This window comes from Desulfovibrio porci, from assembly GCF_009696265.1.
In the GTDB taxonomy this organism is placed as follows: Bacteria; Desulfobacterota; Desulfovibrionia; order Desulfovibrionales; family Desulfovibrionaceae; genus Desulfovibrio; species Desulfovibrio porci.
Genome location: NZ_VUMH01000001.1, coordinates 140,182 through 165,049, shown reverse-complemented (window position 1 = coordinate 165,049; position 24,868 = coordinate 140,182). Strand labels below are relative to the sequence as shown.

At 63.6% G+C, this 24,868-nt stretch carries 22 protein-coding genes; 6 read left to right on the top strand and 16 right to left on the bottom strand.

Going from position 1 to position 24,868, the window contains the following annotated elements:
* Positions 1-2 precede the first annotated feature (2 nt).
* Entirely contained in the window at positions 3-656 is a 654-nt protein-coding gene (locus FYJ44_RS00730; protein WP_154508250.1) for an HAD family hydrolase, read from the bottom strand.
* A gap of 212 nt (positions 657-868) precedes the next feature.
* Here FYJ44_RS00730 and FYJ44_RS00725 point away from each other — a divergent pair, with 212 nt between their 5' ends.
* The 3 genes from FYJ44_RS00725 to FYJ44_RS00715 are packed head-to-tail and all read left to right on the top strand — an operon-like array spanning position 869 to position 3,142.
* Positions 869-1,765 carry a Rossmann-fold NAD(P)-binding domain-containing protein gene (locus FYJ44_RS00725; RefSeq protein ID WP_154508249.1) on the top strand — a complete coding sequence of 299 codons (897 nt, stop codon included), beginning with the start codon at positions 869-871 and terminating at the stop codon, positions 1,763-1,765.
* 10 nt (positions 1,766-1,775) lie between these two features.
* Positions 1,776-2,630, top strand: coding sequence for a threonine/serine exporter family protein (locus FYJ44_RS00720; protein ID WP_154508248.1), 855 nt, complete (start codon positions 1,776-1,778; stop codon positions 2,628-2,630).
* Positions 2,627-3,142 carry a threonine/serine exporter family protein gene (locus FYJ44_RS00715; protein ID WP_288229975.1) on the top strand — a complete coding sequence of 172 codons (516 nt, stop codon included), beginning with the start codon at positions 2,627-2,629 and terminating at the stop codon, positions 3,140-3,142. The genes FYJ44_RS00720 and FYJ44_RS00715 overlap by 4 nt, the downstream gene beginning before the upstream one ends.
* 240 nt (positions 3,143-3,382) lie before the next feature.
* On the opposite strand, the gene FYJ44_RS00710 is transcribed toward FYJ44_RS00715, so the two are convergent.
* The 12 genes from FYJ44_RS00710 to FYJ44_RS00655 form a co-directional block, all read right to left on the bottom strand.
* Positions 3,383-3,928, bottom strand: a complete 546-nt coding sequence (locus FYJ44_RS00710; protein ID WP_154508247.1) for a serine/threonine protein kinase — start codon at positions 3,926-3,928, stop codon at positions 3,383-3,385.
* Positions 3,928-4,713, bottom strand: a complete 786-nt coding sequence (queC, locus tag FYJ44_RS00705) for a 7-cyano-7-deazaguanine synthase QueC (protein WP_154508246.1) — start codon at positions 4,711-4,713, stop codon at positions 3,928-3,930. The genes FYJ44_RS00710 and queC overlap by 1 nt, the downstream gene beginning before the upstream one ends.
* Complete coding sequence (locus FYJ44_RS00700) at positions 4,710-5,420, bottom strand: thermonuclease family protein (protein WP_154508245.1); 711 nt, start codon at positions 5,418-5,420, stop codon at positions 4,710-4,712. The genes queC and FYJ44_RS00700 overlap by 4 nt, the downstream gene beginning before the upstream one ends.
* A 160-nt stretch (positions 5,421-5,580) precedes the next feature.
* Positions 5,581-7,350, bottom strand: coding sequence for an RNA polymerase sigma factor RpoD (gene rpoD / locus FYJ44_RS00695; protein WP_154508244.1), 1,770 nt, complete (start codon positions 7,348-7,350; stop codon positions 5,581-5,583).
* A complete protein-coding gene (gene dnaG / locus FYJ44_RS00690; protein ID WP_154508243.1) occupies positions 7,343-9,082 on the bottom strand; it encodes a DNA primase in 1,740 nt (579 codons plus the stop codon). The genes rpoD and dnaG overlap by 8 nt, the downstream gene beginning before the upstream one ends.
* A 179-nt stretch (positions 9,083-9,261) precedes the next feature.
* The gene (locus FYJ44_RS00685) at positions 9,262-11,658 is read right to left on the bottom strand and encodes an endonuclease MutS2 (protein ID WP_154508242.1); all 2,397 of its coding nucleotides are present in this window, start codon (positions 11,656-11,658) and stop codon (positions 9,262-9,264) included.
* Positions 11,659-12,073: 415 nt separating this feature from the next.
* Positions 12,074-12,529, bottom strand: a complete 456-nt coding sequence (locus FYJ44_RS00680; protein WP_154508241.1) for a GatB/YqeY domain-containing protein — start codon at positions 12,527-12,529, stop codon at positions 12,074-12,076.
* Positions 12,530-12,681: 152 nt separating this feature from the next.
* Positions 12,682-12,885 (bottom strand): 30S ribosomal protein S21, encoded by a 204-nt coding sequence (rpsU, locus tag FYJ44_RS00675; protein ID WP_009302365.1) that lies wholly within the window; start codon positions 12,883-12,885, stop codon positions 12,682-12,684.
* A gap of 739 nt (positions 12,886-13,624) precedes the next feature.
* Entirely contained in the window at positions 13,625-13,924 is a 300-nt protein-coding gene (locus FYJ44_RS00670; protein ID WP_268234056.1) for an HU family DNA-binding protein, read from the bottom strand.
* A 71-nt stretch (positions 13,925-13,995) separates the two neighbouring features.
* Positions 13,996-14,835 carry a 16S rRNA (adenine(1518)-N(6)/adenine(1519)-N(6))-dimethyltransferase RsmA gene (gene rsmA / locus FYJ44_RS00665; protein WP_154508239.1) on the bottom strand — a complete coding sequence of 280 codons (840 nt, stop codon included), beginning with the start codon at positions 14,833-14,835 and terminating at the stop codon, positions 13,996-13,998.
* Positions 14,836-14,842: 7 nt separating this feature from the next.
* The gene (gene fusA, locus FYJ44_RS00660; RefSeq protein WP_154508238.1) at positions 14,843-16,885 is read right to left on the bottom strand and encodes an elongation factor G; all 2,043 of its coding nucleotides are present in this window, start codon (positions 16,883-16,885) and stop codon (positions 14,843-14,845) included.
* Positions 16,886-17,002: 117 nt separating this feature from the next.
* Positions 17,003-17,446 (bottom strand): VOC family protein, encoded by a 444-nt coding sequence (locus FYJ44_RS00655; RefSeq protein ID WP_154508237.1) that lies wholly within the window; start codon positions 17,444-17,446, stop codon positions 17,003-17,005.
* A gap of 223 nt (positions 17,447-17,669) precedes the next feature.
* On the opposite strand from FYJ44_RS00655, the gene FYJ44_RS00650 reads away from it, so the two are divergent.
* A complete protein-coding gene (locus tag FYJ44_RS00650) occupies positions 17,670-17,981 on the top strand; it encodes a hypothetical protein (protein ID WP_154508236.1) in 312 nt (103 codons plus the stop codon).
* 62 nt (positions 17,982-18,043) lie between these two features.
* Here FYJ44_RS00650 and FYJ44_RS00645 read toward each other — a convergent pair whose 3' ends face one another.
* The 3 genes from FYJ44_RS00645 to FYJ44_RS00635 form a co-directional block, all read right to left on the bottom strand.
* Positions 18,044-18,922, bottom strand: a complete 879-nt coding sequence (locus FYJ44_RS00645) for a hypothetical protein (RefSeq protein WP_229772429.1) — start codon at positions 18,920-18,922, stop codon at positions 18,044-18,046.
* A 350-nt stretch (positions 18,923-19,272) separates the two neighbouring features.
* The gene (gene argH / locus FYJ44_RS00640; protein WP_154508235.1) at positions 19,273-20,667 is read right to left on the bottom strand and encodes an argininosuccinate lyase; all 1,395 of its coding nucleotides are present in this window, start codon (positions 20,665-20,667) and stop codon (positions 19,273-19,275) included.
* A gap of 78 nt (positions 20,668-20,745) precedes the next feature.
* On the bottom strand, positions 20,746-21,951 hold the full coding sequence (locus FYJ44_RS00635) for an argininosuccinate synthase (protein WP_154508234.1): 1,206 nt from the start codon (positions 21,949-21,951) through the stop codon (positions 20,746-20,748).
* A 213-nt stretch (positions 21,952-22,164) separates the two neighbouring features.
* Here FYJ44_RS00635 and FYJ44_RS00630 point away from each other — a divergent pair, with 213 nt between their 5' ends.
* Positions 22,165-22,650, top strand: a complete 486-nt coding sequence (locus tag FYJ44_RS00630) for a hypothetical protein (RefSeq protein WP_154508233.1) — start codon at positions 22,165-22,167, stop codon at positions 22,648-22,650.
* A gap of 181 nt (positions 22,651-22,831) precedes the next feature.
* Complete coding sequence (gene bioF / locus FYJ44_RS00625) at positions 22,832-24,781, top strand: 8-amino-7-oxononanoate synthase (RefSeq protein ID WP_154508232.1); 1,950 nt, start codon at positions 22,832-22,834, stop codon at positions 24,779-24,781.
* Positions 24,782-24,868 lie beyond the last annotated feature (87 nt).

The following is a 24,868-nucleotide window of genomic DNA, read 5'->3' as shown; positions in this document are numbered from 1 at the left end:
TGTCATATCAATTCCGGCAATTGCGCCGGTGTGGTTACCAGATGCCGCGCGCCCGCGGCGCGCACTTCCTCCAGGCCGCGAAATCCCCAGGCCACGCCCACGGAAACCATGCCCGCATTGCGCGCCGTGAGCATGTCCACGTCACTGTCGCCCACGTAAAAACACTGCCCGGCCTCCAGGCCCAGTTTGGCCAGCATGGCCCTGGGGGCTGCGGGATCGGGCTTGAGCGGGGTTCCGGACCGCCCGCCGCGCACGTCGGCAAAGGGGATTTGCGGGAAATAATGGCTGACCAGCGTCCGCGTGAGATCATCGGGTTTATTGGAGAGTACGGCAAGCGTCAGGCCGCGCCGGGCCAGTTCCGCCAAAGCCTCGGGCATGCCGTCATACGGGCGGGTGCGCTCGCGCATATGTTGCCCGTACCAGAGACGGGCCTCGTCCACCAGCGCGTCGAGCGCCTCGGGCGCGAGATCGCGCAACGCCGCCGGGGGCAGCGCGCTGCGCACCAGACGGCCGAAGCCGTTGCCCACCATGCGGCGGTAGGCCGCCAGAGGATGGGCGGGATGGCCGTGGGAGGCCAGAACCGCGTTGCAGGCCCGGCCGATGTCTTCAAGGGTGTCCAGCAGAGTGCCGTCCAGATCAAAAATGAAAGCCTTCATATGTCCGCTCCGGAGCGGCGGAATCCGCTCGTAGACTTACCATCACAGTATAGCTGAAAACCGTTATAAACCCAAGCCCGCATCCGGGGCCGTTCCGGCTTTGCGGTGTTTGGCCCCTCCGGCCTTCTGGACAGGGCCGGAACGCCTTGTTACAGTTCAAATGTATTCGGCCGCGGCATACCGCCCGTGCCGGCCCGTTACGGGAGGAAACAATGCCAAGACATGTATTGACCATCAAGGATCTGGGCGAAAGCGCCTGCTGGCTGCTGGTGCAGCAGGCCATCGGCATCCCGGACGCCAAATTGCGCACCGACTTCATGACCGAACGGGTGGCGGTGCTGATTTTTGCTCAACATTCCCTGCCCGAACGGCTCTGCGTGACGGCGGCCGTGCGCCAGATGGGCGGCTTCACGGTGTACGAGGGCGAGCAGCAAGGCGCGTGGCGCGTGGAGCTCAACGAGTATCAGGAACATCTGATGCCGATTTTCGGTTATTATATGGACTGCCTGTACGCCTACGGCCTGCCGGTGAGCACTTGGGACATGCGTGCCGCCAACGTGAATTTTCCGGTGATCAACGCGGGCAGCCCGGATGCGCATCCGGCCCATGCCCTGGCCGACATCGCCTGCATGCTGCGGTCGTCGCGCTATCTGCAGGGCGTCACCGCCGGCTGGCTGGGCTGCGCCAACGGCACGCTTCATTCGATCATTGAGGCCACGGCCTGGTTCCCCTTCAGCCTGCGTGTGGCCCTGCCCCCGCATCTGGACCCGGCCCCGCTTCAGGCCATGGTGGACCGCCTGCAAACCCCGGTGACGTTTGTGGATACGCCCGAAGAGGCGGTGAAAGGCGCCAATTTCGTCTTTGCCGGTTGCCGGGGCGGCATGAGCACTGAAGATATCGGTCCTTGGCGGCTCGACGCCGAACTGATGGGCAAGGCCGATCCTGAGGCGCGCCTTCTACTTAGCGCTTCGCCGGTGGAGGCCATTCCCGTGGACCAGAAGGTGCTTTCCAGCCCGGCATCCCAACTGGTGCGCCAGTCCGAGTACCGTTTGCGCGTGCACAAGCGGATTCTGCACTGGGTGTTCCAGGATGGCGAAAGCCCCGCGTAACGGATCCGCCATGTCCGAATCTTTCCAGCAAAGCGCGGCCAAGGCCGCGCTTTCCCATGCGCCCCATTGCAGTTCCGGCGGACGGCTCGCAACGAACCAGGCCCCCGGCGCGGGAGAGGTCAATGATTTTCTGCGGACCTTCTGCGCCGCCTTGCTGGGCTTGGGCGCGCAGACCGCGCGCGTGGACCGTAACGCCGCGCGCATTGCCGGGGCCTTCGGCTTTGCGGTGGATCTGGCGGTCTTTCCCAAACACCTGATGCTCTCTGTCACCTCGGCGGACGGGCGGGAACGCCGCACGTCGGTGGGGTCCATCAAGGCCGGAGCGCCGGATTTCCGGAAAGTGGCGAGTCTGAACGCGTTGGGCTGGAGCATTGTGGATGAGCGCCTGAGCCTGGAGGAAGCACGGAGGCGTCTCAACGCCATTCTGAGCGGGCAGTCCTACCATCCGGCCTGTGTGCGTCTCATGGTGGCCTGCGCCAATGCCGCCTTCTGCCGTTTGTTTGAGGGCGACGCCACGGCCATGGCTCTGGTGTTCGCGGCCACCCTGGCGGGTTTCTATCTGCGCCAGCTTCTGGTGCGCTGGCGGGTGGACGGCAAGATCGTGTTTTTTTGCTGCGCCTTCGGCGCTTCCCTGCTGGCCGCGCCGGGCGTGCTCTTTCACTGGGGCTCAACGCCGCAGACCGGCCTGGCGGCCAGTGTGCTCTTTCTGATTCCCGGCATTCCACTGATCAACGCCATGCTGGACATTATGGACGGGCATGTGCTGATGGGTTTCTCCCGGGCCGTGCAGGCCAGCATTCTGATCGTCTGCATCGCTCTCGGTCTGGCCCTGACCATGGCCCTGCTGGGGGTGAGTTCGCTGTGATTCTTCTGACGGCAATAGCCGCCGACGGTTTTTTCGCGGCGGTGGCGGCCATGGGATTCGCCGTCATTTCCAATCCGCCCAAAAAGGTTCTGCTCATGGCCGGGGTGCTCGCCGCCGTGGGGCATATGAGTCGCTTTGCGTTGCTGCGGGAAGGCGTGGGCATTGCCAGCGCCTCGCTCTGCGCGGCTTTGCTGATTTCGCTGTGCAGCATGCCCTGTGCCCGGCGCTGGCATATCCCGGCGGAGATGTTCGCCTTTCCCGCGCTGCTGCCCATGATTCCGGGCATGTTCGCCTACAAGACCATATTGGCCACCATGCAGTTTCTGGGCGCAACGGCCATGTCCCTGCGCCAGGAACTGCTGGTGGATATTGTCTACAACGGCCTGACCGCCTTTTTCATCATGTGCGCTCTGGTCATCGGGGCCGTGCTGCCCCTGCTGGCTTTTCACCGGGAATCACCCCTGGTCAGGGGCATCAGGAAGCTGCGGCGGAGGGGAAGCACGGAAGGGTAGGATTTGTCGAATGAGTTGAGTGGGGCTTGCCGTACGGCAAAGCCCCGCCGCCAAGCGTCAGGCCTAGGCTCAGCCCTCATAATCCGCCTGCTGCAAAGCAGCCTTTTCCCATACAGCGGCGTTGCAAAGCAGAAATTGACCTTGCAGTATGCCAATACAGCTTCAGCCCATTCTTGCTTTGCGCCTTGCTGCCTGAAAAAATGCAGCTTTGCGCGGTCGGCGGTTTAATGATGACTGAACCTAGTCCGCCAGAATTTCGAATTCCTCCAGCTTGTCCCACACGGCGCTGACCACCAGCGCCATCACAGCGGCCAGACGCGCCTGGACGCGCATGTCTTGCGCCAGTTGCGGGGCAAGTTCAGGTGCGGCGTCGGCCAGGCGTCGGCAGAAGAGGGGCGGGCAACCGGCCTGTTCGCCGTGCCCCAGCAATGCCATGTAGGAGGCAAAAGGACCGTCCACAAAGTCGGCCTGGGCCGGTGGGGCCTCTGGAGCGACGCGGCCGTCCGGCGCGTCCGCTTCCGCCGCGCGCAACAGGTGGCCGGTCTGCCGCAGATAGCCCACCAGCACGCTGTTGGGGGCGTGCTGCATGAGTCCGGCCGTGACCGCGGCATGGACAAAGGCCCGCCATTCGGCGCAAAGCCGGGTCCGCTCCGAGCCGTGGATGAAAACGGAAGGCAGCCCGGCGTTTTCGGCCAGACGCAGAATGTCGGCTGTTTTGCTGTTGAGCTGAAAGAGAATGCAGGCCGCTTCAATGCCCTGAGCCGCGCCGAGTTGTTTTCTGGACATCAGGCCTCCGTGTGGTCCGGCCCGGTATGGGGCGCGCCGTTGCTGTCCGTTTGCCGCGCTTCCCGGTACGCCGCGTACCCGGCGGCGCGCAGGCGGCAGGCCGGGCAGAGGCCGCAGCCGTAGCCCCACTCGTGGCGCTGCCCGCGTTCGCCCGCGTAGCAGGTATGGCTCTCCTCCAGAATCAGGTCCACCAGGGCCGGGCCGCCCAGTTCTTCGGCCAGTTCCCAGGCTCCACGCTTGCTCAGCCACATCAACGGCGTGTGCAGGACAAAGCGGCTGTCCATGCCCAGATTGAGCGCCACCTGCATGGCCTTGACGCTGTCGTCGCGGCAGTCCGGATAGCCGGAAAAATCGCTCTGGCAGACGCCCAGTACCAGATGGCGGATATCCTTGGCATAGGCCCAGACGGCGGCGTGCAGGATGAACAGCAGGTTGCGGCCCGGCACAAAGGTGGTGGGCAGACCGCCCGGCCCGTCGGCGGCGATGGGCGTGTCGGAAGTCAGGGCCGTGTCGGCCAGCTGGCGGAAAATATCCACATCCAGCAAAGTATCCGGTCCCAGACGGGAAGCCCAGAGCGGATCAAGCCCGGCCAGGCCCGCGCGCAGGCGCTGGCGGCAGGTCAGTTCCACGCTGTGGCGCTGGCCGTAGTCAAAGCCGAGGGTCAGAACGCGCTGGAAGCGGCTCAGCGCCCAGGCCAGGCAGGTGGCGGAATCCTGCCCGCCGGAAAAGATGACCAGAGCCTGCTCTTGCCCGAGGAGAGCGGCGGAAGGGACGGCGGCGCTCATGGCTGCGCGGGCCAGAACTGGCAGACCCGGGCCGGGGCGTAACCGGCCAGAAAGGCGTCCATCAGGGTGCCGAAATAGACCCGGTTACGGGGTTTGATGTGCTGGGCGTCCGGACAGTCCGCCGGGAAGAAGCGCAGGGAATCGCGGTTGCCCGTGTAGTTCAGGTGGGCCAGCGGCAGGGAGAGCAGATAGGCCCAAAGGCCGCGCCGTTCGTTGATAGCCTGTTCCTGCAGGGCGCGCAGACGCTCCTGCAGATGCGGATTCTGGTCTTGGTGCGGATAGTAAAAAGCCGCGCCACGCTCGATCATCAGGTCGCTCAGGGAACGGCCGTCTTCCAGGCGCACGTCGGCCACGATGCGGCCGTAGCGGTCCTTGCTCTTGACCCCGGCCGCGAACAGGCAGACTTTTTGCCCCTTGGCCAGGGCGTCCAGTTCCTGCCGGGCTTCGCGGGCGTAATACTGGGGCTTGCTGTTGTCCCGGCCCGTTTCCGGCGTGTCGATGCCCGCCAGACGCACCACGCGCCGGTCCGTGAGCTTGAGCGTGTCGCCGTCAAAACAGCGGGCCACCACGCCCTCGGGCTGGGGCAGGGGCTCTTGCTCCGCCCGAACCGCCGCAGGCAGCAGACAGCAGAACAAAATGAGCAGAGCGGCTTTCGCCGTCTGACGAGACCATTTGCTGTTGGTGAAGATTGCCGTACACGCAGCCATGTTATTTTCCTGTGCCGTCTTAACTAAGACAAATGGCATTCGAGAAATTTTTGTCGCTGGCACGGCAGGCAAGCGGCCCGGCGCGGGCGCGTAGCTGTCTACGTAACCAAGCCGGGCCGCGCCGCCTAACACAGCCAGCGGCAAAAAGAATCAAATGCCGTCAGTTTTCGTAGTAGGAACGTAGCGGCTGACTCCTTACCGGATGCCGCAGCTTGCGCAACGCCTTGGCCTCGATCTGGCGAATGCGTTCGCGCGTCACGTTAAAGAGCTTGCCCACTTCCTCAAGGGTGTGATCGCTTTTTTCAGCAATGCCGAAGCGCTTGCGCAGCACCTGCTCCTCGCGCGGGGTCAGGTCGGCCAGCACGGCGGCCAACTGCTCGGAAAGCTTGGTGTTGATGACTTCCTCGGCCGGGGCCACGGCCTTCTTGTCCTCAATGAAATCGCCCAGGCTGGAGTCTTCCTCATCGCCAATGGGCGTTTCCAGTGAGATGGGTTCCTTGGCGATCTTGAGCACTTTCTTGACCTTTTCCACCGGGTATTCCATGCGCTCGGCGATTTCCTCGGGCGTGGGATCGCGCCCCAGCTCCTGCACCAGATAGCGCGAAGTGCGGATCAGCTTGTTGATGGTTTCGATCATGTGCACGGGAATACGGATGGTGCGGGCCTGGTCCGCGATGGCCCGGGTGATGGCCTGACGGATCCACCATGTGGCGTAGGTGGAGAACTTGTAGCCGCGCTGGTACTCGAATTTGTCCACGGCTTTCATCAGGCCGATGTTGCCCTCCTGGATCAGGTCCAGGAATTGCAGGCCGCGGTTGGTGTATTTTTTGGCAATGGAAACCACCAGACGCAGGTTGGAGCGGATCAGCTCCTGCTTGGCGCGCATGGCGGCGGTATTGCCGCGCTTGATGCGCCAGAGCACTTCTTCCAGGTCGCCCACGTTGTGGCAGCATTTTTCCTGGAGGCGCTTGAGGATTTCGATCTTGCCGATGATCATTTCCTTGAAGGAAAAGAGCTCGTCCACGCTGAGCTTGAGATCGCGGGCCGCTTCGGCGGGGTTGACCTCGCGTTTTTCCAGACCGTCGAACATGGCCTGGATTTCCGCCTGGGTGCGGCCCGTGGACAGGATATAGGCCGAGAGATCGCGCTGGCAGTTGTGCATCTGCCGCACGTAATCCTCCACCGTTTCGATGATCCGATCAATGAGGGTCTTTTCCAGCTTGATGTCGCGCAGGCGGGTGACGATTTCCTCTTTGAAGCCGATGATTTCCTTCTGGGTGGCCGTGACCCGCCGTTCCAAGGTGCAACAGTCGTCCAGCTTCCTGTAGATCTTGCGTTTTTTCTTGAAGACCTGCTTGATTTCGTCCAGCAGCAGGATGACCCGCGAGCGCTGGTTCATTTCATCTTCGCTGGGGTCGTCCTCTTCAATGGTTTTAACCACATCCTTGAGCTTGATGCGGTTCTGGCGCAGATCCTCGCCCACATTGATGAGTTCTTCCACGGCCACGGGCACTTCCACCAGGGCGTAGAGCACGTCCTGTTCGCCCATTTCGATCTTTTTGGCGATGACCACTTCGCCGTCGCGGTCCAGCAGGGGCACGGCGCCCATTTCGCGCAGATACATGCGCACGGGGTCGGTGCTGCGGGAGGAGTAGTCGGCTGATTCCTCGTCTTCGGCCAGATCCAGCGCGCCTTCGGACACCTCGTCGTCGTTTTCGGCGGCAGTGGCGGAAATTTTTTTGCCGTCCTTCTCGGAATCCACAATGACGATTTCCAGCTGCTCAAAAATGCCGATAATTTCTTCAAACTGCTCGGGCGTGCTCATTTCCACGGGCAGAGCTTTGTTGACCTCTTCAAAGGTCAGAAAGCCGGTGCCTTTGCCCTTGGCAATAAGCGATTGTATTTGCTGGATATCTTTAAGATTACTCATGCCCTTTCTCCAAGGTTTCCTGCAGTGCGCGAAGATAATCCAAATCAGCCGCAAAGTCACCTGTGCCGGTATTCTCGCGTAAGGCTGCGGAAACAGATGATTTTTGCGCCGAGGCGTAATAAGCGTCCAGGTCGCGGCGCAAAAATTCCAGTTCGTTGTCGCCGCTGTCGCGGGGCGCGGCCTCAGCTCCCCGGCAGTGGTTCCAGAAGTTTTTTTCGCGTTGATCCAGATGGTAGGAGCTTTCTTCCCCCAGTTCCTCAATCTTGTCCCAGAGCCGCCGGGCGATAGGCGACTGGATGGCCAGATCCGCGCCCAGAGCGCGGAGGTCGTCCAGGCGTTCGGGATAGCGCACTGCGTACATCATGATCTGGCGGTCGCGCATGTTCTGCCGGGCGAGGCTGGGTTTGGCCGTCTGCTCCGGGGCGCGGCCCCGGCTGTCCTGCTGTTTCTGGCTGTGCCAGGCGGCCAGGCCCTGGCGCAGCTCGTTTTCCGAAAGTTGCAGATGCCCGGCCAGCCGCGATACATAGGGGCTGACCAGTTCCGGCAATTCCACCTGGCGCAGAAAGTTGCGCGCCCATTCCACGGTTTCGCGCGGGGCCAGGGCCTTGAGCACATCCACGCAGAAGCGCAGGCCGTCCGGCGCCTTGGCCTGCAAATCCTCAAAGGCCTCGGGTCCGGCACCGCGCAGCAGGCTGTCGATGTCTTCTCCTTCGGGCATCAGCACCACGTTGCAGGCCAGACCGCGCGTAAGCAGCATTTCGCAGGAGCGCAGGGCGGCCTTGCGCCCGGCGCGGTCCCCGTCGAAAAGCAGCACCATCTGGGAGGCGAAACCCGAAAGACGCTTGATCTGCTCCGGGGTCAGCGCCGTGCCCAGCACGCCCACGGCGTTGTCGTAGCCGAACTGGTGCAGGGTGAGCACGTCCATGTAGCCCTCGGTGAGCAGGGCGCGGCCCTTGGTGGTGATGCCGCGCCTTGCCTGGGCCAGGCCGTAGAGATGCTCGCCTTTCTTGTACAGGGGGGTGTCCGAGCTGTTGATGTACTTGGCCTCGTCCTCTCCGGCGATGATCCGCCCGCCGAAGGCGATGATCTGGTTGGACAGGCTCTTGATGGGAAAGATCAGCCGCCCCCGGAAGCGGTCATAGGCCCGGCCGTTGCCGGACTGGCCCAGCAGGCCCGCCTCCACGGCCAGGCGGGCGTCAAAACCCGCGCGACGCAGGGCGTCGGCCAGGGATTGCCACTCACGCCGCGCCCAGCCCAGGCCGAAGCGCCGCACAATATCTTCGCTCAGGCCGCGCCGTTCGATATACTCCCGGCATTCGGCGGCTTCCGGGCTTTGCAGGGCCGCGCTGAAATGCCCGGCGGCCAGTTCGTACATGCGCAGCATCTGCTGGCGGCTGGAGCGGCGTTCCCGCTCCTCGCCCTGGTTGCCGACGTTGCCGCGCCCGCGTTCAATGGTGATGCCCGCCTCGGCGGCCAGCTGTTCCAGGCTTTCCTTGAAATCCAGGCCGTTGATCCGGCCGTAGAAATCAAAGATGTCCCCGGAAGCGTGGCAGCCGAAGCAGTAAAACATGCCCTGTTCCTCATTGACGGAAAAGGAGGGCTTGGTCTCCTGATGGAAGGGGCAGGGCGCCACCCAGCGCGGGCCGTTGCGCTTGAGCTCCACATAGCGGCGCACGAGGTCCACAATGTTCAGGCGCTCTTTGATGGCGCGGATGGCGTCTTTGGATTGCATGCGGCAACGGCCCCTGTTTGCTCTGACAACTCGATTTGTTCCCTTGCGCGTCTGCAAGATTTTTTCTGTTCGCGGGCAAGGAAACGGCTTGGTCGGGGGGGAGTGGACTTTTCCCGTCCACGGCCGGGATATAAAACGACGTTGATGCGGCCCTCGACAAAGGGGCCGCCGCGTGCCGACTAACGAAACGTCACAATAGTCATGCCATCGCCGCCGCGATCTTCCGGGGCCAGCGTGAACTGATCCACGGCCGGAAAGCCGCGCAGAAATTCGTGGACCTCGCGGCGCAACGCGCCCGTGCCGCGCCCGTGCACGATTTCCACCTCTGAAAAACCGGCCAGCAAGGCCTTGTCCAGAAAGCGCTCCACCTCGGCCAGCGCCTGGTCCGCGCGCATGCCGCGCAAATCCAGCCGCAGGGAGGCAATGTCGTCGCCGCGCTTCACGGCGGCGCGCGGCGCTACGGGCTGGGCGGGCTTGCCGCCGCTTTCGCGCAGATCCTTCATCTCGGCCCAGAGGTTCACGCCGTTCATGTCCAGCCGCACACGGCCCCGGCGTTCGTCCACGTCCGTGATCACGCCGCGCTTGTTGAAAACGCTGTGCAGCACGCTCTGGCCCGGCGCAAACTGTTGCGGCCGGGGCAGCACGGACTGTTCCTCCGGTTCCGCCGCCGGAGCCAGGGAGGCGCGCAGACGGGACATTTCCTTCAGCGCCTGTTTGGACGTGGCCCGGCCTTCCTTCCAGGCCCGCATCAGTTCAGCGGCCTTGCCGCGCACTTCCTCATGCAGGCGCAGGCGTTCCTTTTCCAGGCGTTCACGGCTCTGCTGCGCGGCATGGCGGGCCTTTTCCTGTTCCGCGCGCAGCGTGGTCAGTTCTTCTTCGCGTTTGGCGGCCAGATCGTTGAGGCGACCCAACAGAGCTGTGGCGTCCTGACCGTCCTGCAACAGATAGTGCTCGGCCCGGCGCACAATGGCTTCGGGCAGGCCGTGCTCCCGCGCCACGTCCAAGGCCTGGCTGGCCCCCACCTGATCATAGGCCAGCTTGAACAGCGGCTTTTTGGTGGCCGGATCAAACAACATGGACGCCGCTCTGGCCCCTTCGCGGGTCAGGGCGTAGGACTTGAGTGCCGGAAAATGCGTTGCCGCCAGTACAAAGGTATGTTTGTCCAGCAATTCGTCAAGGACCGCCTGAGCCAAGGCCGCGCCCTGAGCCGGATCCGTACCCGCGCCGAATTCGTCCAGCAGCACCAGGCCGTGCTGGTCCAGATGCTTCCAGGCCTTGGCCAGATGGTCGATCTGGGCCGTGAACGTGGAAACATTGTCGTCCAGACTCTGCTCGTCGCCGATAAAGGCGTCCATGCGGCTGAACCAGGGCAGATGCGAACCCTTGCCCGCCGGAACGGGCAGGCCGCTGAGGGTCATGGCCACCATGAGGCCCAGGGTTTTCAGGCAGACGGTCTTGCCGCCCGCGTTGCCGCCGGTGATGACCAGCGCCCGTTCGCCGGGACGCAGCAGAATGTCCAGAGGACGGACCGGCGGGATGGAGGCGCTTGCGCCCTCGGGCCGCCGGGCGGCCCTGGCCGCGCCTTGCTCCGCGTCCGCGTTCCTGCTCCGGGCCAGGGCCAGCAGCGGATGACGGGCCTCCAGCAGGCTGATGCCTTCCTCCACCGGGGAGAGGCTGATGCAGCGGCCGTCAAAAAGGTCGGCCAGACGGCGCTTGGCCTGCAGTACGTCCAGTTGGGACAGCAGGTCCAGGGCGGCCCAGGCTCCGGGCAGTTCGGCGTTGAGCAAATCGCGCAGATAGGCCAGCACCTTCTGCTCTTCCTCGCGCTCCTCGTGCTTGAGTTCCTGAAGGCGGTTGTTGATCTCCACCAGGAACATGGGCTCGAAATAGCAGGTTTCGCCGGTCTGGGACCAGTCGTGGATGATGCCCTGCATGCGGCCCTTGAAATTGGCCTTGAGTGGCAGCACGTAGCGGTCCGAGGACAAGGTCATGAACTCGTCCTGTAAATAGGGCAGCATATTGTATTGCAGGGCGAAATCTTTGACCTTGCGCATGCAGCTCTGGTGCAGGCGGCGCAGTTCGCCGCGCAGGCGGTACAGCTCCGGCGAGCTTTCGTCCCTGATCAGGCCGTCGTCGGAAATGCAGCGGTTCAGGGCCGCCGTGAGCTGCACGGGCAGAGGGGCGGCCTGGGCCAGTTCGAGCAGATGCGGCCAGTGGCGGGGAGCGTCGGGCGTGTCGATGGCCGTATGGGCGCTTTGGGCCAGGCGCAGCACTTCGCGCAGAGCCCAGAAGGCGTCGGCGTCGGGCCGGGACTGCGGGCGTTCCGCGGCGCGCAGCAGGCCGCCCACATCGGGAAAGGCCGTCAGGCTGAAGCCCTTGCCGCCGTCGCCCACGGGCCGGGCGGCCCAGACGGCGGCCTCCTCATAGAGGCGGGCGGCCAGGGTCACGGCTTCGCCGTCCGGCAGGGGGGCGACGGTCAGAGCGGCTTCTCGTCCCACGCCCGAGCAGCAGAGCCCGGCCAGATGTTCCGTGATCTTACCGAATTCGAGGGCGTGGAGGGTGCGATTGTGGATCATTGGAGCTGCCTCAAAAAAGTTCTTTTGCCATCCGGCCGCATCGTCCATGCTGTCTTTATCCGCACGCCTCACAAGTTCGACTGCGGCTAAAGCTCCTTCGTCACAACGGCTGAAGCGAGTGCTGTCAAAGGGGCTCCCTCCGTGACGAGCGTGTTTTCCTTGCGGGAAGAACAAATCGCCGCTTTTGCGTCAATCCCCTGAAAAACAGGGAAAGGCGCGGCCGAGGGAGCGCTTTGCGGCAGGGCTCGTCAAATGGCAAAATCCCGTACCTCTAGAGCAGAATAACGTTAAGAATGTAGATCCTTAACATTTGAAGCCGTCCGCTTCGGCGCTTGCCGGTGCGGAAAATGCGCTTCGCTTTCGTGGCTGGCGGATGCTCTCGCTGCCGCCAGAGCAGTTTAACTTTAAGATTGCTCTATTGCGCAAGGCGTTGCTTGACCGCCTCAGAGAGAGCCTTGCCGTCCACCCGCCCCTTGTAGGAACCCATGATGGCCGAGATGACCCGGCCCATGTCCTTGGGGCCGGCGGCCTGGAGCTCGGCCACGGTGGTTTCGATTACCGCTGTCAGTTCTTCCGGGCTGAGCGCCTTGGGCAGATATTCCTGCAAAATTTTCAGTTCTGCGGCTTCCTTGTCGGCCAGATCGGCCCGATTGGCCGCTCTGTACTGTTCAATGGAATCCTGGCGCTGCTTGCCTTCCTTGATGATGACGTCCAGCATTTCCTCGTCGGAAAGGCTGCCGCCGGGCCGCCGGAGGTCCACCAGTCTGTTTTTGACCGCGGTTTTCAGCAGCCGCAACACGGTCAGGCGCACGGCGTCCTTGGCTTTGTAGGCCTGGATGTATTCTTTTTCGATTTGTTCAAATAAGCTCATGGCAGTGGCGGGGTGGAAGGGTGGAAAAGAAGCGGAAACTGCGGGAAACCCCATTGGGATTTCCCGCAGTGTCTGTCCGGAATACGTGAACGGCCTGGGGATGACAGAACCGCGCCGCGCAACGCGCGGAAAGACGCGTTGCGGGAGTGGGCCTAGGCCATGTTCATTTTTCTGATTTTCTTCATCAGCCGCTTACGGGCAGCGGCCTTCTTCTTTTTGCGCATGACGCTGGGCTTTTCATAGTGCTGGCGTTTCTTCATTTCAGAAAGAATGCCGGCCTTCTCCACCTGCTTTTTGAAACGGCGCAAAGCGATGTCAAAGTTATAATCGTCGTCGTTGAGAAAAACTCCGGGCAAGAACATCACCCCCTTCGGCGGGCAGGCCGGGCTTCAAAAAGCGCGACGCTGCAAAATATGAAAGATGTATATAGCGCGCGCTTGAGAAAAAAGCAAGCGCTATGATCCGGAAAAGCATGTTTTTCCTTTGGCGGCGGGCCATGCCGTTTTCTGCAATTGAACAGACTTCAACACGTCGTCCGAGAGCCTTTCCATCATAAAAAGCTCGGACAACCGTGGGCGCAGGGAGTTGCCGTGAACGCCTGACCCGTAGGGCAACGCAGCATCCGCGTTGGAGCGTTTCAACTTCGGGAGGCTCCAATGCCGCGCACCGTGTAACGCGCCGCATTGTTGCTGTCGGTGTCCGCAACTCGCACCGCCGGATGGATATGCTTCTGAGAGGCTGTCTTAGGAACGCGAAACGGCGTGAATACAGCGAAACGACCGGAGACAGCTTGAAGGGCTGTCCCCGGTCGCAAAAAACATGAGGAAACCGGCAGCAACAATATTCGTGTTCCCCGGCTGAATGAACCTTTGAAAGGAATTGCTTTTCAAAGGCAATCTTGTTCCGGGCGACCGTACCTTGCCCGGGACAAGAGCAAAACGTAAATACAATGCTTTTGCGCTCTTGCCGCTCGAAGGACGCGAAGCCCGCCCCTGTCAGACAAGCCCCGGACCTTGCGGACACGGGCAGCAAAGCACGCACGGAAGCAAGCGCACATCAAACTTTGCGAATGTGACTTCCCAAAGTTGTTCTGCCCTAGTTCAGGGCGTCTTTAAGCATTTTGCCGGGACGGAACTTGACCATCTTGCAGGCGGGGATGGTCAGGGTGGCGCCGGTGCGCGGATTGCGGCCCTGGCGGGCGTTGCGGCTTTCCACGGCGAAGGTGCCGAAGCCGGTGAGGGTCAGTTTGGCTTCCTTGCTCAGCGAGTCTTCCACGGAAGCCAGAAAAGCGTTGAGGGCGCGTTCGGCGGCGGCCTTGGTCAGATTGGCCTTGGCGGCGATTTTTTCAACCAGATCAGCTTTAGTCATCAGCATATCCTCCTGAAGATTTGCCAAGAGATATCACGCGCCGGACTCCCCAAGTCCGTAGTGTAAAACCACCGCGCAATACCATTATGATAGCGGGCTTAACTCAACCTCTTTTGGCCCGGATTGTCAAGATTCGGCGGCAAAAAAGCGGCAAGACGCTGAAAATCGTCCTTGCCCAGAGCTTCGGGCCGCAGATTGGGGGCCAGTCCCGTCCGCTCCAGGGCCGTTTCCAGCTCCGGCAGGCCCGCGCGGCGGAAGATGCCGCCCAGCTGTTTGCGGCGCTGCTGAAAACAGATCCGCAGCAGACGGGACAGGGCTTCGGGGCGGGCGGGCAGAGCCTCGGGCGGCAGCGGCTCAAAGGACAGCACGGCGGAATCCACCTTGGGCGGCGGGCTGAACGCGCCGGGTCCCACCACAAATTCCAGGCGTGGCCGGGTGTAGCTCTGCACCCAGACCGAGAGCGCGCCGTAATGGCCGTTGCCGGGCGCGGCGGCCAGACGCTGTCCCACTTCCTTCTGGACCATGAACACGGCCCGGTTCAGGCCCCGGGCCCGGGACACAATGTCCCAGATCAGGGGCGAGGCCACGTTATAGGGCAGGTTGCCGATGATTTTCCAGGGGCGCTGCGGGCCCACGCGCCGCCAGTCAAAGCGCAGGGCGTCCGTCAGCACGGCCTGGGTGCGCGGCCCGGCCAGACGTTGCCGCTCCGCCGCCCAGTGGCGGTCTTTTTCCAACAGCAGCAGGCAGGCATGCGGCCCGTCCTCCAGCGCTCTGGTCAGCGCGCCGGGGCCGGGGCCGATTTCCAGCACGCGGTCTTCAGGGCGGGGCAGCAGCAGGGAGGCGATGCGCGTACAGATCTCTTCCCGGCGCAGAAAGTGCTGGCCCAAGCTTTTCTTGGCGCGGGGAGCGGGCAGGCTGTTTTTCAGAGATGCGGGCATAGGGGCCTCAGGGCAGGTCAAAGCGGTCAAAGGCCAGCATCAGCCCGGCCCGGCCTTGCGTGGCCGAGCGCAGTGAGGTGGAAAAGCCGAACAGGCGGCGCAGAGGAGCCGTGCCGCGCAACAGCTTGCGCCCGGCGTGGTCCTCCAGGTCTTCCACCTTGCCGCCGGCGGTATTGAACAGGCTGATGGCCGGGCCCAGAAAGTCCTCGGGCACGTTGATTTCCACCTTCATAATGGGTTCCAGAGCCACGGGCGCGGCCTTGGACAGGGCCTCGCGCAGGGCCTGCCCGGCGGCCATGTGACAGCCCGGCGCGGTGGTCAGGCCTTCGCGCCGCTCCACATCGGTCAGGGTCACGGCCACGTCCACCACCGGCCAGCCGGTCAGTTCGCCGCTTTGCAGGCCGTCGCGCACGCCGTCCAGGGCGGCCTGGAGCAGGGCCGGGGGCAGAAGCTTGCGGGCTTCCTGCGGGTCCGCGGGCAGGAAGTCGCCCACGCTCACCTGATTGCCCGCGTGCCGGGGCAGGGGGGCCACGCGCAGGGAGACGGCGCCCTGATGGCGCTCCTTGCCCAGCTCCCTGTCAAAAACGGCCTCGGCCTCAGCCTCTTTGCGCACTGTTTCGCGCAGCACCACTTGCGGCTGACCGGCGCGCGGGCTGATGCCGTATTCGCGGCGCATGCGCTCCAGCAACACGTCCAGATGCAGTTCTCCCATGCCGGAAACCATGCGCGTGCCCGAGTCGTCGTCCAGGCTGACCTGAATGGTGGGGTCTTCCTCCACATAGCGGGCCAGGGCTTCGTCCAGGGTTTTGCCCTCGTCGGCGTTGCGCGGCTCCAGAGCCAGGGTGAGCACCGGCGCGTAGGACTCGATGGATTCCAGCATGACTTCGCGGCCCCGCGCGGCGTAGGTTTCGCCGGTATGGGCCGCACGCAGGCCCACCACCGCCGCGATTTCTCCGGCCGAGGCCGATTCAAGCTGTTCGCGGCGGTCGGCGTGCAGGCGGAAGATGCGGCCCACGCGGTCGTCGCTCTTTTGCGCCACGTTGCGCAGGGAATCGCCTTCCTTGATCCGCCCGGCGTAAAGGCGCAGAAAGGAGAGTTTGCGCCCGTTCTCCATCAGCACCTTGAAGACCAGGGCCACGGGCGGCGCGTCCGGGTCCGGTTCGACCATTTCTTCCCGGCCTTCGGCGTCGCGGCCCACGGGCGCGGCCACGTCCAGAGGCGAGGGCAGGTAGTCGCAGACCGCGTCCAGCACAGGCTGCACGCCCATGTTGCGCAGGGCCGAGCCGCAGAGCACGGGCGTCAGCGCGCGGGAAAGCGTGGCCCGGCGCAGGGCGGCGCGGATGTCTTCCCGGCTGAAGGAGCCATCCATCCAGAGTTCCAGAAATTTGTCGTCGGCTTCAGCCAGTTTTTCCAGCAGGGTTTCGCGCCAGGGCGCGGCCAAGGTGGCTTCGCGCGGGCTGAAAGGCACGCGCAGCACGGTGCGGCCCTGATCCGCCGGGTCAAAGGTCAGGGTTTCGTCGCTGATCAGGTCCAGCACGCCGGAAAAGGCCTCGCCCTGGCCCAGGGGGGCAGTCACGGCCACGGCGTTGGCCTGGAGGCGGCGGCGCATGGCCTCCAGCGCTGCCTCGAAATCCGCGCCCAGCCGGTCCATCTTGTTCACAAAGGCGATCTTGGGCACCCCGAAATGCTCGGACTGCCGCCAGACCGTTTCGGACTGCGGCTCCACCCCGCCCACGGCGCAGAACACGCCCACGGCCCCGTCCAGCACGCGCAGGGAGCGCTCCACCTCAATGGTGAAATCCACATGGCCGGGCGTGTCGATGAGGTTGATCGTCTGTTCCCGCCACTGGCAGGAGGTGCAGGCCGAGGTGATGGTGATGCCGCGTTCCTGCTCCTCGGGCATGTAGTCCATGGTGGCCGCGCCGTCATGCACCTCGCCCATGCGGTGGATTTTACGGCTGTAGAAAAGCATGCGTTCGGACAGGGTGGTCTTGCCCGCGTCGATGTGGGCGATGATGCCGATGTTGCGGATGTCGCTGATTGGGGGCATGGCTGGCTCCGGCTGGCTGGCGTTATTACTGAGTGGTACGGCTTTTTCAGAACTCCCGCAAGACCGGGCGCGCGCGAACGCGCGAGCCGCGTCCGCCGTCATGGCAATCTGTTGCGCTTAATGGTCTTCTTCAATAACCAGCATGTTGTTGTCATCAAATTTCCAGGCCGGACCGTAGGCGACTTCCCAGTAATAGCCGTCCGGGTCTTGGAAATAGCCGCTGTAGCCGCCCCAGAATACTTTTTGCGGCTGCTTGGCGATCACGCCGCCGTGTTCTTTCACGCGTTTCATGAAGGCATCAACTTCCGCTTCGGACTTCAGATTGCAGGCCAGAGTGATGCCGCCGAAGCCGTCCAAGGATAGAGGCGGCGGGTTTTCCGCGTCGATATCCCTGACGAGTTCCTCAAGGGGGTACAGTTCGAGTTTTGTGCCCTGGTTGTCAAAAAAGACAACGGCGGGTTTGTCCTTTTTCTCATATGTATGAAAACCGATATTTTTATAGAAAGCCAAAGATTTTTTTATGTCCCTGACTCCGAGACAGATGAGATTAATTCTGTTCATGCCATGTCATCCTTCTCCGCTGGCGGAGCTGTTTTCCCGGTTCGTGCCGTGCTTCTTCCGCAGAAGGGACTCGGTTGTCCCATAAGGAGTACGTTTTTTTTATTCCCGCGGCAAGGAAGCGGTAAAGTGAGGCAAAGGACATGCCATTTTGAAGAGCTGTTAAAAATGAAATTCAATTTGTATATACTCTCCCCGTATCCGGCCCGCAACCCAAGGAGAGAGTATGATCAAGCGTTTCGGAAGCACCTCGGACATGATCATTCAGAGTGTCGAGGAAAACGGCGTGCAGTATTTTCTCGTCATTGACGAGAAAGGTCTTTGTCTCGCAACGCAAAAATATCTGGACAGCGATCTGGCAGATCCCAATCGCTATTCCTCGCCCCGCGTGGGCTTGCCCGCCCGTCTGGCGGCCTTACAACTGGATGCGGCTGCTCTCGCCGGCGCCAATCAGCATCGGGTGAAGAAAATCGGCGAGGGCGACGTCAAGAAGAAAATCAATCTCCTCAAGACGTCCAAATGCGGCATGAAAGCCTGAAGAGCCGTTGCGGACGCTGTGGGCCGCAAGCGACGGTTGCGCCGCCGGAGCATTCCGCGCGTTCAGCTTGGAATGCTCCGGAGCGGCCCGAACGCCAGGCGCGAAACCGTGAAAAAATCCGGCGTCAGCCCGGCGTGCAGCCAGAAACCCTCGCAGCCGGGGGAAAGGGCCAGCGATCCCACATAACGGAAGGGGCCGTGGCGGCGGGCCTTGCAGTGGCCGCGCGCGGCCTCGGGCCTGAGGTAGATGGCCGCGGGCAGGGTCGGTCGCGCGGGTTCCAGGGCCTGCTCCAGGGCGTCGCCCTGGGCGAAGGCCAGAATATCCAGATCAAAGGCGTCGGGCTCGGGCAGAATCAGGGCCGGGGCGCGGCGTTCCTCATAGCAGGGCAGGCCCAGCACCCGGGCCGCGCGCGCCACGTTGTCCAGTTCGCCCTTGTGCAGCAGAACCAGACGGCCCGGACCGGGCTGGCTTTCTTCCAGCAGGGCGCAGAGGCCGGTTTCATCCAGACAGAAGATGTCCTCCACGCCGCTGAGCTCCAGACTGACCAGTGCCGCGCGGTGGGGCGCGCCGCCCACGCAGACCGCGCCCACCAGCGGCACGTCGGCCAGAAGGGCGGGAACGCAGGCCGCCGTCAGCCGCGCCGCCGCCGCGTATTCGGGCGTAAAGGCCAGTACGGCCCAAGGCGCGGGAAAAGAGGCCGTGTGCCGCCAGAAGCCCAGATGGGGGTCCCCCCGGCTCTCGCGCAGGCAACCGGGGCTCTGGCCGAAATGCATGTGGGCTAGGGCCAGGCCGGTCTTCAGGGCGGCCCGGCAGGCGGGCGGCGTGGCCTCATAGGCCGCGGCCGCCAGATCGTCGTCCAGGCGCGCCTCTTCCGCCCATTCCGGCCAGCGCGCGGCGGGGGGGGCGTCCAGGGTCAGTTCCGGCTGTCGGGGATCGGGCATGGCGTTTTCCTCATCATTGGTTGGACGGGTAGCTGTGCCGCCATTATTAAGGAAGTGCCGGAAGCGCGCAAGCGGCGCGCTCCCGCGTGATGACGAACCCCGCTTCGCGCGGTTTGCGCCGCCAACGGCGGCAGAGGCACCGGGCGGTAAGGCACGAAAATCAGTCGCTTAACGGCGCGGCAAAGCCGCGACCTACTTCTGATTTTCGGCGCTGCCGACTTTGTCAGCAGCCTGAAGCGCGCAGCTTGCGCGCTTCCGCCTTGCGGGGCTGCCGCATCGTCATGCCCCGCTTTCCCGCGACCAGCCCGATCCGGTCAGGCCCGGTCAGGTCTGGTCGGAGGGGGCGGCGCTCATGCCTTGTCCCAATCCGCCAGCCACTGGCCGAGCTGCTCCAACTGGCGCGCCACCGAGCGCGGGCCTGTGCCGCCCGGCGTTTCGCGCCGTCGCACGGCGGCCGCGTAGTCCAGCACGGCGTAAACGTCGCTGTCGATGCGCGGCTCCAGCGCCTGCAATTCAGACAAGCTGAGATCTTCCAGACCCTTGCCCTCGCGTTCGGCGGCGGCCACGGCTTGGCCGGTGACGTGATGGGCCTCGCGGAAGGGCAGACCCTTGCCCACCAGATAATCGGCCAGTTCCGTGGCGTTGAGGAAGCCCGCCTTGCAGGCTTCGCGCATGCGCTCTGTACGGAAGGTCAGCTCTTCCAGCATGCCCGCCATGAGCCGCAGGGAGGATTCCACCGTGCGGTCCGCGTCCAGAAAGCCTTCCTTGTCTTCCTGCATGTCGCGGTTGTAGGCCAGGGGCAGGCCCTTCATGGTTGTGAGCAGGCCTGTGAGCGCGCCGTAAACCCGGCCGGTCTTGCCGCGCATCAGTTCGGCCACGTCCGGATTTTTTTTCTGCGGCATGATGGAGGAGCCCGTGGCGTAGCCGTCGGGCAGCTTCACAAAGCCGAAGGCCGGATTGGCCCAGAGAATAATCTCCTCACAGAGGCGGGAGAGGTGCATCATAATCGCGGAGCCGTCGAACAGGGCTTCCAGAACGAAATCCCGGTCGGACACGGCGTCCATGGAATTGCCGTAAATCTCGGGAAAGCCCACCTCTCCGGCCACGCTTTGCGGGTCCAGCGGATAGGTGGTTCCGGCCAGGGCCGCCGCGCCCAGCGGAGAGACGCGTACCCGTTTGAGGCTGTCCCCCAGGCGCAGGGCGTCGCGCCGGAACATCCAGGCGTAGGCCAGCAGGTGGTGGGCCAGGCTCACGGGCTGGGCGGGCTGCAAATGGGTGCAGCCAGGCAGGATGTCCTCCCGATGTTCGGCCGCGCGCTTGACCAGCACGGCGCAGAGCCCGGCGGCGCGTTGCCGCCAGACCTCCAGCCTGTCCGCCACAAAGAGGCGGAAACTCAGACCCACCTGATCATTGCGGCTGCGGCCGGTATGCAGCTTTTTGCCCACGTCGCCGGTCAGTTCGGTCAGCCGGGCTTCGATGTTCATGTGCACATCTTCCAGCTCCGGCTTCCAGGCAAAAGCGCCGGATTCGATCTCCGCGCGCACCTTGTCCAGTCCCTCCGCCAGAATCCGGGCCTCCTCGGGCGTGATGACGCCCTGACGGCCCAGCATGCGGGCGTGGGCCTGGGAAGCGCGGATGTCCTGGGCGTAGAGCGCCCGGTCGTAGGTCTGGGAATCCGTATAGCGGGCCACGGCTTCTCTGGGGCCTTCGGCAAAGCGGCCGCCCCAGCTCTGATTGGTTTTCATCGTGTGTTCCTCGTGGTTATGCAAAGGCCCCGCTCGTGCCGAAGCGGGAGCGGGGCCTTGGATGCGCATCCGGGCGGGTTATTTTCCGAGCTTGTCCTTGATGGCCGCGTACATGCCCAGGCGCAGGCCGTTGAGGCGGATGAAGCCCGCCGCGTCCTTGTGATCGTAGTCGCCGCCTTCAAAGGTGGCCAGATCCTCGGAGAAGAGCGAGTAAGGAGAGGTGCGGGCCAGGGGCCAGACGCCGCCCTTGTAGAGCTTGGCGCGCGCGGTGCCGGTGACCGTCTCCTGCGATTTGTCGAAAAAGGCCTGCATGGCCTCGCGCTCGGGCGAGAACCAGTAGCCGTTGTAGACGGCGTGGGAATAGGGCACGGCCAGCATGTCGCGGATGCCCAGCAACTCGCGGTCCATGCAGATGCCTTCCAGGTCGCGGTGCAGGGCGAAGAGCAGGGTGCCCGCCGGATTTTCGTACACGCCGCGGCACTTCATGCCCACATAGCGGTTTTCCACCATGTCGTCGCGTCCGATGCCGTGCTTGCCCGCCAGTTCGGCCAGGGTGCTGATAATGGTGTACGGCGACATTTTTTCGCCGTTGACGGAAACGGGATTGCCCGCCTCAAAGCCCACTTCGACGATTTCAGGCGCGTCGGGAGCCTGTTCCACGGGCACGCAGCGGTCGTGGCAGGTTTCGTGCGGCGCGTTGCCGGGATTTTCCAACTCGCTACCCTCAAACGAGGTGTGCAGCATGTTGGCGTCCATGCTGTAGCGCTTGGCCTCGCTGGATATGAAGATGCCATGCTTTTCGGCAAAGGCGGTCAGGGCCGTGCGGGACATGAGATCCCACTCGCGCCAGGGCGCGATGACCCGGATTTCCGGGGCTAGGGCCTTGGCGGAAAATTCGAAGCGCACCTGATCGTTGCCCTTGCCCGTGGCGCCGTGTGCGATGGCGTCGGCGCCTTCCTTGCGGGCAATGTCGATGAGGGCTTTGGTGATGCAGGGCCGGGCGATGGAGGTGCCCAGCATGTAACGGTTTTCATAGCGGGCCGCGCCGCGCATCATGGGAAAGACGAAATCGCGGGCCATTTCCTCGCGCAGATCCAGCACGTAGGCTTTGGAAGCGCCGGTTTTCAGCGCTTTTTCCTCCACGCCAGAAAGATCCTCGGGCTGGCCCAGGTCGGCGGTGACGGTGATCACTTCGCACTGGTAGGCGGTGATCAGCCATTTGAGAATTACGGATGTATCCAGCCCGCCGGAATAGGCGAGCACGACTTTTTTGATCTTCTGCATTGTAGAGCCCCCTTGTGGATTCGGGGGGTTAGTATTGCCCAAAATGCGCCGGGGCGCAAGCCCTGAAGCCGCCGGCCGCCGGGGCGCGCGTTGGGAAAAGTTTTTCCGGTTGCGTTTTTTTTTTGCTTGTCAGAGCGGAAAGATAGGTTTAGCTCTGGCTCAGACGCAATATCGCGGCGTATTTACATTTTTTCTTTTTTTAAGGAGATGATCATGTTGCAGTTTTTCGGCAGGGTTTCCCTGGCGTTGGCGGCTGTTGTGCTGGCTGCTTCCCTGGCCGTCCCGGCTCAGGCCGTGGAAGTGAAGACCAAATATTTCAGCATTGATCTGCCCGCCGACTGGACCCAGCCCCAGCCCGTGCAGGAAGCCCAGGGCGCGCTGATGGCCCTGTTCGTCAATACCAAGGACGGCACCGCCGTGACCGTCACGGTGGTGGCCAATTCCATGTCCGCCAAGGACGCGGCCACCCAGACCGTGGCCAATATGAAGAGCGGCGGCATGTCGCCCAGCGATCCCGTGGAAAAGGACGGCCTGTATGTGAGTTCGTTCAGCCAGGGGCAGGGCAAGGGCATGTCCTGGTTCGGCTCCAACGGCAAGGAATTTGCCGTGACCACGGTGCTCGGCAGCTCCCTGGACAATGGCGAGGCCCTGCTCAAAGGCCTGAAGCCGGTGGACGCCAAGCTCTTTCCCAAGTTTTAAATTCTAATTCCCGCCCCGCGCGGGGGAAGGCCTTCATAAAGCCGGACCGTACACGCGGCCCGGCTTTTTGCGGCGCGCTTCCCGTTGCGCCGCTGGACCGGAAGGCGCAAATCCGGCATCCTGCGGTTGCCCGCGCCGGAATGCCGGGCGAAATGAAATGCCAGTGAATACAGGACAGCGGATGAATTTGTTCAGCGTAAAAATGCGCGCCAGCCGGAGGACGCGGGACGGGGAAGAGCATATTTCCGGCGCGGAACGCATTGTCAGGGCCGGGGACGTCCCCGGTTTGGTGAGCGCTCTCGTGAGTCGCGCCCAGAACCACGGCAAGGGCCGTCCCGACTTCACCAACATCAAGATAGAGGCCGTGCCGGAATCCGCCTGCCTTCGCCTGCCCGCCCTGCCCGTGCGCGCGCTGGATTGCGCGGACCCCGCCGAAGGCCTGCGGCTGGCCGCCGGGCTGCTTGCGCGGGCCGGGGTGGCCGATCCGCAAGCCGTGCTGGCTCTGCTGCGCGAAGCCGGGGGACTGCGCGGGGCCATGCTGCTGGACGCCGACAGCCTGGAACGGCTGGAGCCGGACAAAAGGCGCGGCGTCCGCGCCACCTGCATGGACGGGGCAGAGGTTGCGGCGGCGGACGCTGCGGGGAAAAACCATTATCAGGAGGCCATGGTGCTGGCCTCCAAGGTGGCCCACGCCCCCAACATCCTGGCCGAAATCTGCATTTCGGACGATCCGGACTATGTGACGGGCTATGTGGCGTCGCGTGAGCTGGGCTACGTGCGCATTGCCCAGATGAAGACGCCGGGTTCGCTCGAGGGCGGACGCATTTTTCTGTACCGGGGACCCAGGGCGGAACTGGCCGCTACTCTGGATTTCATTGAGCGCCGTCCTGTGCTGGTGGAGAACATTCCGGCCGCGCCCGGATTCGGCGCGCCCAACGCGTCCTCCGCGCCCGCCGGCCCGGACAAATGGGCCTTTCTGGACGAAGGTCTGGAGCGCCTGAGCGCGGGCGGCCTGCGCCGCAACATCCGGGCGATGGGATCGGCTCCGGGGCCGCGCGTGCGCTGCGAAGGCCGGGATGTGCTGCTGCTGGCCTCCAACGACTATCTTGGCCTGGCCGATGACGCGCGGGTCAAGGCCCGCGCCGCCGAGGCTCTCGCCGCGTACGGCGCGGGCAGCGGGGGCTCCCGCCTGACCACGGGCGCTCTGGAACTGCACGACGAACTGGAGCGGCGGCTGGCGCCCTTCAAGCATGCGGAGGCCGCGCTGCTCTTCAACACCGGCTACATGGCCAACGTGGGCGTCATCACGACTCTTTGCGGCAAGGGCGACGTGATTTTCAGCGACGAGCTGAACCATGCCAGCATCATTGACGGCTGCCGCCAGAGCCGGGCCGAGATCGTCGTCTACCGCCATAACGACATGGAAGATCTGGAGGCCAGAGCCCGCCTTCATGCGGGCCGCCGGGGTCTGATCGTCAGAGACGCGGTGTTCAGCATGGACGGGGATCTGGTTCCCCTGCCGGAGCTGCTGCGCATCGCCGACCGCTACGGTTTTCTTTCCATGATAGACGAGGCGCACGCCACCGGCGTTCTGGGGGCCACGGGACGCGGCGCGGCGGAGCATTTCGGCCTGGCCGCCGCGCCGGACGTTACGGTGGGCACCCTGAGCAAGGCTCTGGGGAGCGAGGGCGGTTTTGTCTGCGGTAACGCGCGGCTTATTGAATATCTGAAAAACAGCGCGCGCAGCTTTATTTTTTCCACCGCTTTGTCGGCCGCGCCGGTGGCCGCCGCCCTTGAGGCGCTGGACATCCTTTGTCGCGAACCGGAACGCGTGCGCCGTCTGCGGGAAAATACGGCCTTTTTCTGCGCCCGCCTGCGGGAAGGGGGCGTGGCGGCGCGCTCGGCAAGCGCTATCGTGCCCCTGATCGTCGGAGATGAGAAAAAGGCTGTGGACGCGGCGCGCGAGCTGTTTGACGCGGGTTTGTATCTTTCGGCCATCCGCTATCCTTCGGTGCCCCGGGGGGCTGCCCGGCTGCGGGCCACCGTGCGCGCCGACCATGCCGGGGAGGACCTGGCGGAAGCGGCGCGGCGGATAGTTCTGGCGCTGCATCAGGTTCAGGAAAAATCTTGACTTACAGACTCGATATAACGTATAAATAATCGTTTTGAGCTACACGGTGCGGCAGTGCTCGTTATTATTTTTGATTCTCCAAAAATC

Coding starts and splice junctions, on each gene's coding strand:
- queC (WP_154508246.1), bottom strand. CDS start 4,713: ATGAGCGCCGCCGTCCCTTCCGCCGCTCTCCTCGGGCAAGAGCAGGCT.
- FYJ44_RS00720 (WP_154508248.1), top strand. CDS start 1,776: ATGTCCGAATCTTTCCAGCAAAGCGCGGCCAAGGCCGCGCTTTCCCAT.
- FYJ44_RS00645 (WP_229772429.1), bottom strand. CDS start 18,922: ATGCCCGATCCCCGACAGCCGGAACTGACCCTGGACGCCCCCCCCGCC.
- FYJ44_RS00650 (WP_154508236.1), top strand. CDS start 17,670: ATGATCAAGCGTTTCGGAAGCACCTCGGACATGATCATTCAGAGTGTC.
- FYJ44_RS00630 (WP_154508233.1), top strand. CDS start 22,165: ATGTTGCAGTTTTTCGGCAGGGTTTCCCTGGCGTTGGCGGCTGTTGTG.
- FYJ44_RS00710 (WP_154508247.1), bottom strand. CDS start 3,928: ATGTCCAGAAAACAACTCGGCGCGGCTCAGGGCATTGAAGCGGCCTGC.
- FYJ44_RS00655 (WP_154508237.1), bottom strand. CDS start 17,446: ATGAACAGAATTAATCTCATCTGTCTCGGAGTCAGGGACATAAAAAAA.
- argH (WP_154508235.1), bottom strand. CDS start 20,667: ATGAAAACCAATCAGAGCTGGGGCGGCCGCTTTGCCGAAGGCCCCAGA.
- FYJ44_RS00730 (WP_154508250.1), bottom strand. CDS start 656: ATGAAGGCTTTCATTTTTGATCTGGACGGCACTCTGCTGGACACCCTT.
- FYJ44_RS00635 (WP_154508234.1), bottom strand. CDS start 21,951: ATGCAGAAGATCAAAAAAGTCGTGCTCGCCTATTCCGGCGGGCTGGAT.
- fusA (WP_154508238.1), bottom strand. CDS start 16,885: ATGCCCCCAATCAGCGACATCCGCAACATCGGCATCATCGCCCACATC.
- FYJ44_RS00685 (WP_154508242.1), bottom strand. CDS start 11,658: ATGATCCACAATCGCACCCTCCACGCCCTCGAATTCGGTAAGATCACG.
- rsmA (WP_154508239.1), bottom strand. CDS start 14,835: ATGCCCGCATCTCTGAAAAACAGCCTGCCCGCTCCCCGCGCCAAGAAA.
- FYJ44_RS00725 (WP_154508249.1), top strand. CDS start 869: ATGCCAAGACATGTATTGACCATCAAGGATCTGGGCGAAAGCGCCTGC.
- bioF (WP_154508232.1), top strand. CDS start 22,832: ATGAATTTGTTCAGCGTAAAAATGCGCGCCAGCCGGAGGACGCGGGAC.
- rpoD (WP_154508244.1), bottom strand. CDS start 7,350: ATGAGTAATCTTAAAGATATCCAGCAAATACAATCGCTTATTGCCAAG.
- FYJ44_RS00700 (WP_154508245.1), bottom strand. CDS start 5,420: ATGGCTGCGTGTACGGCAATCTTCACCAACAGCAAATGGTCTCGTCAG.
- dnaG (WP_154508243.1), bottom strand. CDS start 9,082: ATGCAATCCAAAGACGCCATCCGCGCCATCAAAGAGCGCCTGAACATT.
- FYJ44_RS00680 (WP_154508241.1), bottom strand. CDS start 12,529: ATGAGCTTATTTGAACAAATCGAAAAAGAATACATCCAGGCCTACAAA.